General features: G+C 37.6%; 15 protein-coding genes and 1 riboswitch. Of the genes, 2 read left to right on the plus strand and 13 right to left on the minus strand.

The genetic code is table 11. The features are described from left to right. Positions 1-27: 27 nt before the first annotated feature. Positions 28-552 carry a DUF309 domain-containing protein gene (locus N0O92_RS07590; RefSeq protein ID WP_315614066.1) on the plus strand — a complete coding sequence of 175 codons (525 nt, stop codon included), beginning with the start codon at positions 28-30 and terminating at the stop codon, positions 550-552. Between the two features lie 47 nt (positions 553-599). Here N0O92_RS07590 and N0O92_RS07595 read toward each other — a convergent pair whose 3' ends face one another. The 8 genes from N0O92_RS07595 to N0O92_RS07630 form a co-directional block, all read right to left on the minus strand. Next, complete coding sequence (locus N0O92_RS07595) at positions 600-950, minus strand: GNAT family N-acetyltransferase (protein WP_315614067.1); 351 nt, start codon at positions 948-950, stop codon at positions 600-602. Between the two features lie 556 nt (positions 951-1,506). Continuing rightward, entirely contained in the window at positions 1,507-2,436 is a 930-nt protein-coding gene (locus N0O92_RS07600; protein ID WP_315614068.1) for a manganese-dependent inorganic pyrophosphatase, read from the minus strand. A 199-nt stretch (positions 2,437-2,635) separates the two neighbouring features. Further along, a complete protein-coding gene (ribH, locus tag N0O92_RS07605) occupies positions 2,636-3,103 on the minus strand; it encodes a 6,7-dimethyl-8-ribityllumazine synthase (RefSeq protein WP_315614069.1) in 468 nt (155 codons plus the stop codon). Between the two features lie 103 nt (positions 3,104-3,206). Beyond that, entirely contained in the window at positions 3,207-4,427 is a 1,221-nt protein-coding gene (locus N0O92_RS07610) for a bifunctional 3,4-dihydroxy-2-butanone-4-phosphate synthase/GTP cyclohydrolase II (protein ID WP_315614070.1), read from the minus strand. A 21-nt stretch (positions 4,428-4,448) separates the two neighbouring features. Next, positions 4,449-5,105: a riboflavin synthase gene (gene ribE, locus N0O92_RS07615; protein ID WP_315614071.1), complete on the minus strand. Its 657-nt coding sequence runs from the start codon at positions 5,103-5,105 to the stop codon at positions 4,449-4,451. Beyond that, a complete protein-coding gene (gene ribD, locus N0O92_RS07620) occupies positions 5,106-6,191 on the minus strand; it encodes a bifunctional diaminohydroxyphosphoribosylaminopyrimidine deaminase/5-amino-6-(5-phosphoribosylamino)uracil reductase RibD (protein WP_315614072.1) in 1,086 nt (361 codons plus the stop codon). Between the two features lie 201 nt (positions 6,192-6,392). Next, positions 6,393-6,540, minus strand: a riboswitch (FMN riboswitch). Between the two features lie 121 nt (positions 6,541-6,661). Then, positions 6,662-8,035 (minus strand): sensor histidine kinase, encoded by a 1,374-nt coding sequence (locus N0O92_RS07625; RefSeq protein WP_315614073.1) that lies wholly within the window; start codon positions 8,033-8,035, stop codon positions 6,662-6,664. Continuing rightward, entirely contained in the window at positions 8,036-8,704 is a 669-nt protein-coding gene (locus tag N0O92_RS07630; protein ID WP_315614095.1) for a response regulator transcription factor, read from the minus strand. 248 nt (positions 8,705-8,952) lie between these two features. On the opposite strand from N0O92_RS07630, the gene N0O92_RS07635 reads away from it, so the two are divergent. Continuing rightward, positions 8,953-12,159: an SNF2 helicase associated domain-containing protein gene (locus N0O92_RS07635; RefSeq protein WP_315614074.1), complete on the plus strand. Its 3,207-nt coding sequence runs from the start codon at positions 8,953-8,955 to the stop codon at positions 12,157-12,159. Between the two features lie 88 nt (positions 12,160-12,247). Here the strand turns inward: N0O92_RS07635 and rbsK are convergent, their stop codons facing one another. The 5 genes from rbsK to N0O92_RS07660 all read right to left on the minus strand — a co-directional run bounded on the left by rbsK (position 12,248) and on the right by N0O92_RS07660 (position 16,090). Further along, on the minus strand, positions 12,248-13,132 hold the full coding sequence (gene rbsK, locus N0O92_RS07640; RefSeq protein WP_315614075.1) for a ribokinase: 885 nt from the start codon (positions 13,130-13,132) through the stop codon (positions 12,248-12,250). Between the two features lie 2 nt (positions 13,133-13,134). Further along, entirely contained in the window at positions 13,135-13,635 is a 501-nt protein-coding gene (locus N0O92_RS07645; protein ID WP_315614076.1) for a GNAT family N-acetyltransferase, read from the minus strand. A gap of 131 nt (positions 13,636-13,766) precedes the next feature. Beyond that, positions 13,767-14,237, minus strand: a complete 471-nt coding sequence (locus N0O92_RS07650) for an SMI1/KNR4 family protein (RefSeq protein ID WP_315614077.1) — start codon at positions 14,235-14,237, stop codon at positions 13,767-13,769. Positions 14,238-14,345: 108 nt separating this feature from the next. Beyond that, entirely contained in the window at positions 14,346-14,960 is a 615-nt protein-coding gene (locus tag N0O92_RS07655) for a hypothetical protein (protein WP_315614078.1), read from the minus strand. A gap of 212 nt (positions 14,961-15,172) precedes the next feature. Then, positions 15,173-16,090 carry a DMT family transporter gene (locus tag N0O92_RS07660; RefSeq protein WP_315614079.1) on the minus strand — a complete coding sequence of 306 codons (918 nt, stop codon included), beginning with the start codon at positions 16,088-16,090 and terminating at the stop codon, positions 15,173-15,175. Positions 16,091-16,130 lie beyond the last annotated feature (40 nt).

The raw sequence follows: 16,130 nt of genomic DNA on the forward strand, positions 1-16,130 counted from the left end.
AAAATACTAATCAAAAAGGAGTCCATCATGTACCCTACAGCCTACTTAGATTATCTCATCTATTTTCATGTTGAAAGGGATTATTTTGAGTGCCATGAGGTTCTAGAAGAATATTGGAAAGAGCATGATCCAAAAAATCGGACATCTATTTGGGTAGGCCTTATCCAAGTAGCTGTTGGCCTTTATCATCATCGACGAGGGAATAGAAATGGAGCTATTCGAATGTACGAAAAAGCCATATCTATACTAGAGAAACAAAAGACCGCTCTTTCAGAACTAGGCTTACATAAATCAGACCTTATCAGACAATTGCAATCTCAACACCAACTTGCTAGTAACACTCGTAATACCTTTCATGATATTAATTTGACCTTTTCCAAGGAAGATTTACTCCCAGCCTGTATAGAACGTTGTCAACAATTAGGGCTGACATGGACAACAACATCCACCCCAAAAGAAGACATTATTTACAAACATAAATTACGAGACCGATCAGATATAATACGTGAAAGACAACAACAACTTAAACGTAATCAAACGAATGACGAGTAAAAAAGAACACGAAAAAAGGTAATTAATGACCTTTTTTCGTGTTCTTTTCATATACTTCTCTCTTCCACGCAAGCAGACAGAAAATGCCTTGTTTCTTTTGTCGGCTTCAATTCACAAGGAAGTAGTTTTATTAATTCATTGAGCATTTTTTTACCGATTCCTTCATTGCGGTGTGATGGATTGACACAAATATGCTGTAGTTTCGCTATTCCATCCTCGATAATAATACCAATGACTCCAACATAATCATCTTCTTTCCACAAATACAACTTCCAATCCGGATCGCACTCATATCGTTCAATTGTTTTTGTCAGCTTCTTGATATCTTTCTCTTTTGGCATAAATGAAAGAAGACCCATCGCTATTTTTTGATTTGTCGTTTTATAAGGTACAAGCATAGTAAGACCTCTCACATTCTACTCAGGTGATGAGTTGTTTTCGTATGCGCTTTCACCAGATTTAATTTTACCACAATTCTTCACGTTTCGTTTTATTTTTCTCAATTTTTTATATTGTTTTTTTTACTATATGCATCAAGTTTGATTTTGTTAATAACTCTACTCTTATCAACTTAACCAATTTACAATTAATTTTAAATATTCCATCAAAATAGATGTCTATTTATCACCGCCTATGAAGAAAGATGTCGAAAAGTTCTTTATAAAGAACGTAACGTTTTAAAAGGTCGTTAGTAGGTATCTATTTAGGAATAGGGAAATTCATTGGAGCAACGTATAAAGGAGTTACGACACAAGATATGAGTACAAATATTGGAAAGATCGATACGGAGGGGCCAAACGAGTATGAAAATATTCATAGTGTTTTCTACAATGAGCCATTTGTCTATTTCATTTTACATCTAAAAGGGTAACGAGAAAGACTCTAGCCGTACACATACTTGTGTGTACTTAACTAAGTACGCTTTCTCGTTACCCTCTATCAGCTTTATTACTATTACTTCGCTAACACATTATCCAACCCAGGTACAATTTGTTTCTTACGTGAAACAACACCTTTTAAGATCGCTGTATTATCTTCTAATGTGACATTGTATGCTTTTTCTACAGCATCTGTTAACTTACCTAATGCTAAGATCTTTGAATCATTTTCTAAAATGTCTGTTACAACTAGTAGGAATAGATCCAAACCTTTTTCATTAATAACAGCATTCAATGCTTCTTCGACTTCTGCTTTACGGTTGAAAACATCATCAGTGTCAACAACATTTACTTGAGCAATTTCTAACTTGTTTGCGCCCATTGTGAACTCTTTTGCATCTAAAGAAATCAATTCAGATACAGATTTACTACTAACATCTGCACCAGCTTTTAACATTTCTAGTCCATAACTATCAAGGTCAACTCCAGCAATTTCAGCTAGTTCACGTGCTGCAGCAATATCCTGCTCCGTGCAAGTTGGTGATTTAAATAATAACGAGTCTGAAATAATGGCAGATACCATTAAGCCTGCAATGTTTTTCTCAATAGCCACTCCATGCTCCTTATATAATTTGTTTAAGATCGTAGCTGTACATCCAACAGGCTCAGCACGATAATAAAGTGGATCACTTGTTTCAAAATTAGCAATACGGTGGTGATCGATTACCTCAAGCACACGAACAGAATCAATGTCCGCTGCACTTTGTTGACGCTCATTGTGGTCAACTAAAATAACATTTTCCACTTCGTTTGCTACCGTTTCGACTAAACGTGGTACTTCTACACCGAAATGATCTAGTGCAAATTGCGTCTCACCATTAATTTCCCCTAAACGTACTGGCTCAGCGTTTACACCAATTTTGTTCTTAAGATCTGCGTATACGATTGCAGAAGTAATCGTATCCGTATCTGGGCTTTTGTGTCCAAAGATTAAAACTTTATCCATGATTCTTACTCCTTTGTATGTAAAATTAAATTCCTTAAAACCTATCCATTTAGAAGGTTATGTATATCATACATTATTTTATCAATTATCTTACCAAAAATAAACAGTGAAATGAAAAAATTCAAAAAGAAAAGAGACAAACTTTTTGAAATCTATCTATAGATAAATCACTTGTAGTTTGCCTCTCTTATATCCACTTTTATTCGAAACTTCTTCCAAGGTTAGCCATTTCAATGGCAGCTGTTGCAGCGTCCCAACCTTTATTACCTGCTTTTGTACCTGCACGCTCTACAGCTTGCTCAATTGTATCCGTTGTTAATACCCCAAATATAACAGGCTTCCCAGTTGAAAGCGCTAGAGAACCTACCCCTTTTGCTACTTCACTACAAACATAATCAAAGTGAGGAGTTGCCCCGCGAATGACCGTTCCAAGTGTGATAACCGCATCATATTTACCAGTATCTAGCATTTTTTTCGCCGCAAACGGAATTTCAAATGCTCCAGGTACCCATGCAACATCTACATCTGCTTCGTTTACACCATGACGTTTTAAGGCATCTTGTGCTCCACCTAATAATTTACTCGTAATAAATTCATTAAAGCGGCCTACAACAATACCTACTTTTAATCCTGTTCCAACTAAATGTCCTTCAAAAATCTGTCCCATTTCCTTTTCCTCCTCAAAATAATCGGTCAATTTTCTATATACAAATTCAGAGTTATCCCAAGCTTATGTAGAAACAAGGCAAACATATGGCCTTGTTAATCTCTTAAAAGTGTAACATATGTCCTAGTTTTTCTGATTTTGTTTTCAAATAGTTCTCATTGTCTTTATTATGTGGTAATTGCAGGGCGACACGTTCAATAACTTCAAGTTCGTATCCCTTTAAACCCGTAATCTTACGCGGATTATTCGTTAATAATCGCATTTGTCTTACACCTAACTCACGTAAGATTTGGGCACCAATTCCATAATCTCGTAAATCTGCAGGAAAGCCAAGCTTCTCATTTGCTTCTACTGTATCATAACCTTCTTCTTGAAGTTGGTAAGCTCTTAGCTTATTCATTAATCCAATTCCACGACCTTCTTGACGCATGTAAAGAAGAATCCCTCTGCCTTCTTTTTCAATTTGCGCTAGTGCTGCATGCAGTTGTGGTCCGCAATCACAGCGATGAGATCCAAAAACATCTCCAGTTAAACACTCAGAGTGAACTCGGACAAGAGTAGGCTCTCCTTCTATAATCTCACCTTTTACTAGAGCAACACTTTCTTTCCCATCAATAATATCAGAAAATCCAACGGCGCGAAAATCTCCGAATTCTGTCGGGAGTTTAATTTCCACTTCGCGCTTAACTAGTTTATCTTTTCGGTGACGGTACTTGATTAAATCTTTAATGGTAATCATTTTCAAATCATGTTCGTCTGCAATTTTACGTAACTCTGGAACTCTCGCCATCGTTCCATCTTCATTCATAATTTCACAAATAACCCCTGCTGGTTTAGCCCCTGATAGTCTTGCTAAGTCAACCGCCGCTTCTGTATGCCCTGCACGGCGTAGCACTCCACCATTTTTAGCAACTAATGGAAATGTATGTCCTGGTCGCTTAAAGTGGTGTTTTTTCGTAGTGTCATCAATAAGAGCTCTAACTGTATCCGCTCTCTCTTTCGCAGAAATTCCAGTGGTGTTCGTATAAAAATCAACACTTACAGTAAAGGCTGTACCATGAGGGTCAGTATTATGATCGACCATTGAAACTAGATCTAGTTGCTTAGCTCGATCTTCTGTAATCGGTGCACACACTAACCCACGACCATGTGTAACCATAAAATTAATGACCTCTGGTGTTGTTTTTTCTGCAACTGCTACAAAATCCCCTTCATTTTCACGGTCTTCGTCATCACATACGATGACACAACGCCCTTGCATAAGCTCGTAAATGGCTTCTTCAATTGGATCAAATAAATTCGTCTCTTCTTTCTTCTCAGCCATCCCACTTCACCATCCTTTTTATTATTTATATCCGTGTTCAGAAAGAAAACTCTCTGATAATGATGAACTTTGCTTTTTAGGAGATTCAAATCGTCTAGAAATAAACTGCTCAATGTATTTCCCTACCATGTCACATTCAATATTGACAATGTCACCTACACCTTTTGTTCCGATAATCGTCTCCTCAATCGTATGAGGAATAATCGAAATCGTGAAGCTTTCATCATCAACAGCGAAAATCGTTAAACTCGTACCATCAACGGCAACTGACCCTTTTTCGATCATATAATGACGTAACTCTTTATTTACACCTATTCGATAATAGACGGCATTCTGTTCAGGATTTTTGGCTAGAATGGTTCCTGTCCCATCAACATGACCAGATACAAAGTGTCCTCCAAAGCGACCATTTGCACTCATAGCTCGTTCTAAATTAACTCGTGATCCTCGCCCTAATCCACGTAAGCTCGTAGCTCGAATTGTTTCAGGCATAACATCAACAGTGAAATAAGAAGGAGAGTAAGAAGTAACAGTAAGGCATACACCATTAACCGAGATGCTGTCACCAAGATGAACATCCTTAAGAATACGAGTCGCACCAATTTTCATGACCATTGATTCTCCACTAGAACGCATCTCCTGAATGTGGCCTACTTCTTCAATAATACCTGTAAACACTCACTCACTCCCTTTCAAACGTGAAACAATTTTAATATCTGTTCCTATCGTTGTCACTTCTTTGACTTCTAATTCAATAGCTTCTTCCACATCTTCAATTCCTGCCCCAGCAACAGCTGTTGGCGCTGCCTTACCTCCGAATATTTTTGGAGCCAAATACGTAATTATTTGATTTACTGCACGTGCTTTGACAAAACTGCCATTTATTTCGGCACCGCCTTCCACAAATAAAGACAGTACTCCTTTTGTACCAAGAATGGATAATACCGTTTCAATAGAATCATCAGGCATACGTATAACGTGAACACCAGATTGTTCTAACTTCTCCTGTTTATCTTTCGATGCATGCTCAGTTGTCAAAATCCAAGTCGGGGCCTCTTGATCTTGTACAAGGGTTGCATCTAGTGGTGTTCGTAACGTACGGTCTAAGACGACTCGAATTGGATTTTTTCCACCTGTCGCCAAACGAGTGGTAAGCGAAGGGTTATCAGCAAGAACCGTTCCAACCCCAACTAAAATGGCATCATGCTCGTGCCGATAACGATGAACATCTTCACGTGCCTTTGAACCTGTGATCCATTTACTTTTACCAGTTACTGTAGCCGTTTTGCCATCAAGAGTGGTAGCTGATTTAAGCGTGACGAAGGGGAGTTGTTCTTTCATATAATGAAAGAACACTTCGTTTAATTCATTCGCCTCATCTTGACAAATGCCAAACTCCACTTCAATCCCAGCATTTTTCAGTTTAGCCAAACCGCGACCGGCCACCTCTGGATTTGAATCTCCTGTTGCCACAACGACCCTTTTTAGACCTCTTTCAATAATTAAATCCGCACATGGAGGAGTTTTCCCATAATGACTACAAGGTTCTAACGTAACATAAATTGTTGCACCATTTGCTTTGTCCGCGGCCATTGTTAATGCTTGAACCTCAGCATGGCCTTCACCCGCTAGTAAGTGAGCCCCCATACCTACGATGACTCCGTCTTTAACCACTACTGAACCAACCATTGGATTGGGGGATGTTTGACCTTTGGTGCTCTTTGCCAGTTCAAGAGCGAGCTTCATATAGTACACATCATTCATGTTGATCCCTCACATTGCTTCAGATATACATAAAAGCCCTAGACACAAAATGTGCTAGGGCTGACGCATTAAAAAAGTTCACGAAAGAAACGTACAACCAAACCATTGATCGACGCTCATACGGTTTAAAAAAGGATAGACTACTCCCCTTGATTGATAAGTATGTTTTTTACATACATACTTAAAAAACGTTAAACCGTTCCGTTCCTTCTCCCATCCAGACTTTCACTGTCGGTCCTGGATTTTCACCAGGTCCACCGCCTCTTATGAATAAAGAGTCGGGTCACGGACTAAGAAGCATTGCTTCATCACCGCCGGTCGGGATTTCCACCCAGCCCCGAAGAAACCATATTCACTTTATTACTAGAACCATTAATCTAGTAACCAATAGAAATATTCTTTCTTATAAAATATTCTACTAGAAAAATGTACCTGTAATAAAAGAATCGTATCACTAAATTTTCAATAAATCAAGAAGTTTGACCAGTATCATTCTGTTGCTTAGGAATCAACACTGTAAAAACGGATCCTTCTCCTTCTTTGCTGCTAACCTCTATTGAAAAATGATGAATCATTACTATCTTTTTAACAATGGACAAACCAAGACCATTTCCAGCTATTGAATTGGTTCTCGCTTTATCAACTTTGAAAAAGCGGTCAAATAAATAAGGTATGGCTTCTTCTGGAATCCCTTTTCCATAGTCTTTAATACTTACTTTAACCCCTGACGTATCCTCCTGTATATGAATGTGTATCTCTCCCTCTGGAGGTGAATATTTAATTGCATTAATAAACAAATTCAACCAAACTTGTTCCAATAAATCCTGATCAGCGTAAATTTCTACAGTATCTAGCTCCAACAAAATTTGTAGATTTTTGCTTTTCCATTGCGGTTCAGTAGCAAGAACGGTTCTTCTAATTTGCTCATCCAGTTTGTATACTTCAGGATGGTATGGATGATGCTCTGAATCAAGAGAAGCAAGACGCAGCAAATTCTCACTCAGCCTAGACAATCGTTCAGTCTCTTGATAGATGATATCTAAATATTCTTTCTCATTTTGCTTTGGTACGACCTCATCTTGAATTGCTTTCGTAAATCCTCTGATAGACGTTAAGGGAGATTGAATTTCATGAGAAACACTACTAACAAAATCTTCCCTCATTTTATCTATCTTTTCAACTTCACTAGCCATATGATTAAAACTCGTTATTAATTCTCCCACTTCATCTTTATCTTTGCTTTTTAATCGAACAGAGAAATTTCCTTTTGCCATTTCTTTGGCTGCATTTGTTAACTTTTTAATAGGGGTAACTAATCGCCGAGAAGCGAGCAAAATCAACAAACTGCCAATCAATAGAACGAAAAGCAAAGACGAAACAACGAGTTTTTTTATACTGAGCATTTCTTCTTCATAATCTAAATGAAGGAACAAAGCATAAGGTTCTTGTTCAATTTCAATAGGGATGCCTGCAACCCTTGATGCTTCACGCTTCCCATGAGGGAGGATAACGGGATCTTCTTCCGCTGAATAAAACACATCTATAATACTACTATCGGAAAGAGGGATCGAGGGATATTGATCTAGTAGTGGTTCCCCCGACTCATGGAATATCATTATATTGAAGTAGTAAGTTTGGAATGTTTCTACTAGCGCTGGAACATCTTCTAGTTCCGTAAGCTCGATTATTTCAGCAACACCAGATGTTACATTTTTAACTTCCTCATCAAATATAACTTCATTATGAAAAAAGAATGACATTGTAAAATAAGATATAAGCACACTGAGGACCACTACAGTTATAAAGGTCCCAACAATTCGTACATAAAGACTTCGTTTCAGCAATTACACCTCCTCCAACCTGTATCCTAGACCCCTAACTGTCGTAATGGTTAAGTCCGAAAAAGGTTGCATCTGCTCTCGTAACCTTTTAATATGAACGTCAACTGTTCGTTCGTCTCCCTCATAGTCATAGCCCCAAATTTGTTCTATTAATTGCGTACGGGTAAAAATTTTCCCAACAGAGTTAGCTAAAACAAATAGCAATTCACACTCTTTCTTCTTTAAATTGACCGTAACGTCATTAGAAGAGATAAGCAGCTTTTCTAAATCAATGGTCGTTGAACCAACGGTCACCATCTTGTCTGAAACAATATGATAACGCTTCAAGAGCGCTTTCACTCTAAGTATTAATTCTACAGGGTCAAAAGGTTTCACTAAATAATCATCGGTGCCAGCATGAAATCCTCTTACTTTATCTTGAGATTCTCCTTTGGCTGTTACCATCAAAATCGGTATATTTAAAAAAGAACGTATGTCTTCCGTTAATTCTATCCCATCAATATGAGGCATCATCACATCGACAATGACTAAGTCTACTTGTTCATGCGATAAAAGGTCTAACGCTTCTTTTCCATCTGAGGCTTCCAATACAATAAATTGACTATTTTCTAGATACAATCTAATTAACTTTCGGATATGAGTATCATCATCTACTACTAAGATTTTATTCACAATGTTCACTCCGTTCATTTCAATTCCTACTATTGCATACTAGCATGAGTATTGCATAGTTAGGATACCACTTAATTATTAACTGAAGATGAACTAGGTTCCATTATATGCATACTCAAATCCATATTCAAAAAAATACTTCATATGTTCCCTCATATCTATTTAAGTCTATTATGATACAAGAAGCTAGTCTCCTCCTTGTTTAACATGATATGATATGGTCATTGTTAAAGAGGAGGCACCTTTTCATGATTTATCCGTGGCTAACCGCTACCTATATTTTATCAATTGCAACAAATCAATCTACGTTTAATAGAGGAATTAATTATTTTCGCTTGGAGCGAGTAGCAGATCTCGACTACGAACCTTCCTCACATACGTATTTTGCCTTTATAGATGGTTCTTTGTTGTATGAATGTGAAGTAACCATTAGAGGAACCGAATCTCTCTCGTACTCCTGTGATTGTGAAGCAGCAGCCACTTATTCTGGTGCTTGTAAGCATATTGTTGCGATGTTGTTTGCCATTAAAGAATGGAGCGAAGAAAGAGGGACCGTTTCCCCCCTCCCCTCCCCAATGAAAAAACGCAGCAAAATGCTGGAAAAATTCCAAGAAATCTTTTCGACAGGCTCTCTAGCAACAACAGTAGAGCGAGAATTATTACAAGTTGAGTATGAGTTGCTATTTTCTAGAACCTCTTACAGTGATCTCATAGATAAAGTCGAGCTTCGACTTAAAATTGGGACTAAGCGGTTATATGTTGTTAAAAACATAGAAGAATTCTTACGCGCCTTTATAAAAGACGAGAGTTATACATTTACACCGAACTTTTCGTATGACCCGCAACTTCATTTGCTAAGCGAACGTGACATAGAATGTTTCAAGCAATTATATACACACATCGAAATTATAGCTGCGAATCAAGATGACTATTATTATTACCGTTCAAGCCAAAAACGATCGTATGAAATTCCTGAAATCAGTTTACAATCGTATTTGGAACTTCTTAAAGACCAATCCGTTGTTCTAACTGTGGATGGAGTACTTCAAGCACAAGAAAGCAAAATTAAGCCTTTAGGTGATACGAAATTATTACTATGTAGTCTTGAAACAGAAGAAAACGACTCACAAATTAAACTCGTAAGTGAAAATGCACATGAATTTGATTTTGCTAACGAAGGTTTTCGCATCCTTTTGCATGAGAATACCATTTATCAATTAGAACAAAACCAAGCTAGACATTTACACATCATAGCAGAACAAGTAAATGGAGCAAATGAATTAGACGTGATTCCGAAAGAACAACTGGAAGCTTTTTGCTCCTATGTCCTACCTTCCTTACAAACCATTGCGAAAGTTCGCTTATCGGAAGCATTACAAGGTGCCATTGAAACCAAACCATTAATGGCTAAATTTTATCTTGATTTACAAAATGGAACATTAACAGGGAAGATCTCTTTTGAATACGGAGAACATGCACGTAATCCATATGAAGTAACAAACGAAACAAATGAAAAGATTATCACTCGCGATATTGAAAAAGAAGAACGAATTGTAACAAGATTGAAGCAAACCAACTTTCATGTAGAAAACGGTCTGCTCACGTTGAATGGCTGGGACGCAATTGTACCATTTTTATTTGAACAACTTCCTATTTTACAAAAAGAAATGGATGTATTTACTACTTCAGCTGTAAGAAGTGTCATTGCTACACCAACATCTACTCCTTCGGTTCAGCTTGATGTAAACAATGAGACGAACTGGCTTGATGTTTCCTTTTCTATGGAAGGCATTGCTGACGAAGACATCATGAATGTCCTTCAAGCGCTGCAAACAAATGAAAAATATTATAAATTATCGTCTGGGGCTTATCTTCAATTAAATCATAGTCGATTTGATTCAGTAAAAAATGCCATTCATACCATTGCTTCACCAAAACGGTCACTGCAAAAAGAAATGTCAATCCCGTTGCATAAAGCTTTTGAACTCGATCGCCAGGATGGTCAAACACGGGTATCTAAGAAACTCCATCAACTATTATTAGATATCCAAACTCCTGAATATAGTGATTGGACTGTTCCATCTAGCCTACATGCACAATTACGTGACTACCAAGTAACTGGGTTTCGTTGGTTACGAACTCTTTCTCAAATTGGACTTGGTGGAATATTAGCTGATGACATGGGACTTGGTAAGACGGTTCAAACAATTGCTTTTTTCCAAGCGATGCAAGAAGAACAAGCCCAGTTTCAAGCATTAATCATTGCACCAGCCAGTTTAATTTATAATTGGGAAAAGGAAATCACAAAGTTTGCCCCTACTTTACGAGTGGCTGTAATAGCAGGGACAAAGCAATTTAGAAAAGCGTTAATCGAGGAAAGTGAGAAAGTTGATGTATTTATTACTTCTTATCCACTCATTCAAAGGGACTATGACTTGTATGAATCTCATTTGTTTTCTACCGTAATTTTAGACGAAGCACAAGCGATTAAAAATGATGCAACGAAGACAACGAAAGCGGTACGTACATTACAATCAAGTTGTTGTTTTGCCTTAAGCGGAACTCCTATAGAAAATCATCAGGATGAATTATTCTCCCTATTCCATACAATTTTACCTGGGGTACTTGGGACGAAGAAACAATTTAAAGAGCTTTCAACTGAGACGATTTCGCAACGAGTACGTCCATTTATCATGAGGAGATTAAAACGAGATGTGTTATCTGAGTTACCTGACAAACTAGAATCTGTTCAATATACAGATCTCAGTCCAGATCAGAAGAAGATGTATGTTGCTCAAGTGAAACAATTGACTAATGACGTTGATGCAGCTATTAAAAGCAATGAATTTCAACAAAAACGAATTGAGATCCTTGCCGGCTTAACTAGATTACGCCAAATTTGCTGTCATCCAAACCTAATTGACCCATTATCTTCATATGAGTCTGGAAAGATGGAGAGATTGCTTGAGTATGTAGACGAAGGTTTACAATCCGAGCAAAAGATAGTGATTTTTTCCCAGTTCACTTCCATGCTTAGTATTATCAAAAAGTCATTCGATGAAAAAGGTTGGTCATACCATTATATTGACGGACAAACTCCGCCAAAGGCTCGTGTTGAGATGGCAGAGCGGTTTAACAATGGGGAAAAATCACTCTTTCTCATTTCACTAAAGGCAGGTGGTACTGGCCTCAATTTAATCGGAGGAGATACCGTTATTCTTTACGATACATGGTGGAATCCAGCGATTGAAGAGCAAGCTGCCGATCGAGTCTACCGCTATGGCCAAACAAAGAATGTCCAGGTTATTAAATTAATAGCCAATGGAACAATTGAGGAAAAAATTGTTACCATGCACGAAAAGAAGAAAGCACTGGTAGACTCTATTATTCAACCAGGAGAAGAAAGTTTGCAATCATTAAGCGCGGAAGACATTAAACAATTACTTTCATTGTGATCATGACTAGAATTGATTATTTGTAATAAAAGGCACGAAAAAAGTGGTTTTCAGTTCACTTTTTCCATGCCTTTTTTTATGTTCATTCTCATTTCTTTGCTTCATATTGTTTAAGAAATGCTTTTACTTCGCTTCTATTAGGCATCCCGCTTTGTGCTCCGAGCTTCGTCACTGTTATCGCCCCGACCGCTGATGCAAATTGACAAGCATCTTTTAATGAAGATCCTTCAGATAAAGCAACAGCTAACGCTCCATTAAAGGCATCACCTGCACCAGTTGTATCAACAACATCAACTTGATAACTTGAAATCGTAATGTATCTTTGCTGTTCCCAAAAAGAGACACCCTGACTTCCTTTCGTGACAACAAGCTTATCTTTCATTAATTCAGTTACATTCAGCTGCTTTTTTTCATGTTCATTCGGAGTCAAATATGTAGCCTTCTCTAATGATTCCTTCGATAACGCTTGATATGGTGCAGGATTTACAATGAGTGGAGTACCTTTCTGACTAGCCATCTTAATAACATGTTCTACTGTCTCTAGTGGGATTTCTAGCTGAAGTAATATAAAATCACTTTCTGTAATGACGGAAGCAAATTTTTCAATGTTTGATGGAGTTACCTCTTTATTGGCACCTGGTACAACAATAATACTATTATCTTGACTACTAATCGTAATTGATGCAATACCTGTATGCCTTTCTGTCGCCAAATTGGCTTCACAAAAAGTGATGCCTTCGTTTGCAAAATTCTCTCGTAACTCTTGACCAAACACATCTTGTCCAACACATCCTATGAACGTGACATCTGCACCCAACCTAGCTGCAGCAACCGCTTGGTTTGCTCCTTTCCCTCCAGGTATTGTTGTAAAACCCTCTCCTAAAACGGTTTCTCCTACTTTAGGACGGGTGGAGGTAGTTGTAATCAAATCCATATTCACACTACCAATAACTGTGATTTTTTTCTTTTTCAAACTCATCGCCTCACTTTCGTATTTTTTCTCAATTGATATACCATTATATCTTGCATCCCACTTCTGCCATCCATAGATCTACCTGTAAAATGAAAATAGGCATCTTCATAAAGCGAACGTGCTGCATTGTTTTTTTTATTTACTGCTAGGACTAATTCCTTTGCGTCTGGGTAACGAGAGGATACAAAGGAAGGCAATGTCCGCATAATTGTTTTGGCATATCCTTTTCCTTGTTCTAGAGCGTCGATAGAGAAAGCCCGTAACAATACGGCATTAGCTTGTTTACTAAATGGACGGACTCCTTCTCCACTATGTAATATAAAAAAACCTACAATCTTGGCGCTGATCATTAGAACAAAAGGTTGTCTTTCTTCATCTCCCCAACAGAGATCAATCGCCGTCTTAGGGTGCAACACGAACATCTCTTGTCCGTCTTTTAAACGATATTTTTGGATTTCTTCTTCCATACTCTTGTCATATGGAATGATGTCTATGCCTCCCATGCTATACCTCCTTGGAATCAATAAGGCTCATACGCCAAACACTCTCCTAGTATAAATAGAATAAGCGACATCAACAACATCCTATAAAAAAATCACCTTTCCTTAAGAAAGATGATTTCTTTTATAGGATGTTACTCCTTTTTAAATAAACGTCCTGTAAATTCATCAAACGACTTCGCTAAGTAATGCTCTTGCCACGTACCATTGCCTGAATCGTCTTCTGTAATATAGATCACTTTAGGATCCATTTTGTCTTCACGATAATCAAGGGCAAGCCATGAATGAAAATCACCTGTGATCACAACAACTCCATCAGGTAATCCGAACTCATCAACAAAAACAGGTGATAACCCAACCCCCGTCTCTACTTCAAGCTCATGGAAATACGGTACGATAGCTGCATCACCATCTTCAAACAATACATAGCGATAAGAAAGCTCTCCCCCATTTTGCTCTTCCATTAATGACACATATTTGATCGGCAATACTACACCTAAGTGCTTTTCAATTTCTTTTACTTTTGTTTTCGTTACCTTTTCACTTGGTTTGTATTCCGACGGTGACTTCCAAAAATTCTTTCCAGTATAAAATTGTAGGCTCATGCTCTTCCTCCACATCACTGCTATTCAATAGTAACCATTATACCATGATGTCAAATTCTTAATGGAAAGCTATATTTTTTTAGCAGAAAAATGCGTAAGATAACAATCTTACTCTGTTTGCTCCTCCGTTAAATAGGAAAGCAATTGTTCTTGTTCAGATGGCTTTCCGAAAGCATGAGTAACATTCCAAATTTTATCCACTTCCTGATCATTCATCTCCGCATCCAAATCATGAAAAGTACGATGTAAGTATAGCAAGGAAGATGTATCACCTGTACTTGCAACTTCAAATAATTGCTGCGCATTTTCTATATCAGTCACAACGGCAGAATTAGCAAAACCGTCTTCTTTTAACCAAACAATATCTTCATGGAGTTGTTTCCATTCCTTGTCGCTAACAAGTGCAGTCGGATCCATATTCTCTGCATTTCCCCAACCAGCTAAATTATTTAAATAATGATGTTGTCTAGCGATGATTTCTTTTACTATTTGTTCTTGGTTTTGTTGGTAGGCCACTTGTTGTAAAACCTGTTCCTGTCCCTTTTCGTGTGCTGCCGCCTCTAACTCTCTATCTCTTGATTCATCTTCGTTTTGTTCTGCTACCTGCAATTCCTCTGCTTCTAGTTCAGCCGTTGCACCTTCATTTCCACTTTGAAACACTATGTAATATAAGCTAACTCCTATGACGATTACCCCTAAAATGGAAATAAGAATTCGATTCATCGTTAGTCATCTCCCTTTAACTTATCAGTCTATGAAAAGACTACTATGAACGGAACCACGTAATCAAGCACATGACAAAACAAGAAGAAAGTCGTTTTTTTATGTCAATATTCCAATCTTTTTTTCGTGGTAATTTGCTAGAAACAAACAAAAAAAGCATTGCTACCATGAATTGTAGAATGCTTTTCTCTCTTGCAAACAATTGTATAAAATTATGCTCCCTTTGAGTATTCTTTTTTTCGTTTCCAATGGCCAACCCGATTTGATAGCATACCAGATGTTAAGTAAACGCCTATAAATACTAGTAAACCACCTATTATTTGCTCAGTTAAAATAGCTTCACCCAAAGCCATACTAATGAGCGCTGTAAAGACAGGAATGAGATTCAAAAAGATTCCAGCTTGACTTGCGCCCACTTTTCGTACTGACATATTCCAAAAAACAAAAGAACAGACGGACGAAAAGATACACATGTAGAGGATTCCGTATATGGAGATTGAGCTCACTTGTGCTAGGTCAATTCCTTGCCAAAAGGCAAAGGGAGCAAGTACCACCATTGCTAAAAAAGTAGAGACCGCTGTGGCTGTTATAGGTGGAACAGAAATTCGCTTTCCGATAATAGAATAAAACGTCCAAACAATAACGGCTCCAATCATTAACAAATCACCACGGTTATAATCCATTTGAAAAATCCCCAGCAAATTTCCTCTAGTGATGATAATTAAGGCACCAAATAACGAAACAAATAACCCTGTTATCTGTATTTTAGTCAATGATTCTTTTAATAAAAAGACTGATAACAAGACTATCAATCCAGGATTTACAGCACTAATTAATGCTGCGTTCGTTGGAGACGTATACCCTAGTGCAGTATATAGGATAATATTATATCCAATAATTCCCAAAAGACCTAACAGTAGAAGAGTAAGCCAAGACTCTTTCACTTTTTTCCAATCTGGTTTCTCTACGATTATTGCGATCGGTAATAAAATAAATAATGATAGCACCCACCTAGAAAAAGTAATCCAAACAGGTGTCAGCTCAGCAACTACATACTTTCCAAACACATAATTACCTGCCCAAAACAAAGTAGCTAAAATAAGAAAAATCCATGTTCTTGCTTGATTCACTTTCCCTTCCCCCATTGATAAGCATTAATTTGCTTATCAT

Source organism: Alkalihalobacillus sp. MEB130 (genome assembly GCF_032335535.1).
Classification (GTDB): Bacteria; Bacillota; Bacilli; order Bacillales; family Bacillaceae_D; genus Halalkalibacter.

Excerpts from the sequence above, each read along its gene's own strand:
- N0O92_RS07590 (WP_315614066.1), top strand. The coding sequence starts at position 28 with ATGTACCCTACAGCCTACTTAGATTATCTCATCTATTTTCATGTTGAA.
- N0O92_RS07595 (WP_315614067.1), bottom strand. The coding sequence starts at position 950 with ATGCTTGTACCTTATAAAACGACAAATCAAAAAATAGCGATGGGTCTT.
- N0O92_RS07600 (WP_315614068.1), bottom strand. The coding sequence starts at position 2,436 with ATGGATAAAGTTTTAATCTTTGGACACAAAAGCCCAGATACGGATACG.
- ribH (WP_315614069.1), bottom strand. The coding sequence starts at position 3,103 with ATGGGACAGATTTTTGAAGGACATTTAGTTGGAACAGGATTAAAAGTA.
- N0O92_RS07610 (WP_315614070.1), bottom strand. The coding sequence starts at position 4,427 with ATGGCTGAGAAGAAAGAAGAGACGAATTTATTTGATCCAATTGAAGAA.
- ribD (WP_315614072.1), bottom strand. The coding sequence starts at position 6,191 with ATGAATGATGTGTACTATATGAAGCTCGCTCTTGAACTGGCAAAGAGC.
- N0O92_RS07635 (WP_315614074.1), top strand. The coding sequence starts at position 8,953 with ATGATTTATCCGTGGCTAACCGCTACCTATATTTTATCAATTGCAACA.
- N0O92_RS07645 (WP_315614076.1), bottom strand. The coding sequence starts at position 13,635 with ATGGGAGGCATAGACATCATTCCATATGACAAGAGTATGGAAGAAGAA.
- N0O92_RS07650 (WP_315614077.1), bottom strand. The coding sequence starts at position 14,237 with ATGAGCCTACAATTTTATACTGGAAAGAATTTTTGGAAGTCACCGTCG.
- N0O92_RS07655 (WP_315614078.1), bottom strand. The coding sequence starts at position 14,960 with ATGAATCGAATTCTTATTTCCATTTTAGGGGTAATCGTCATAGGAGTT.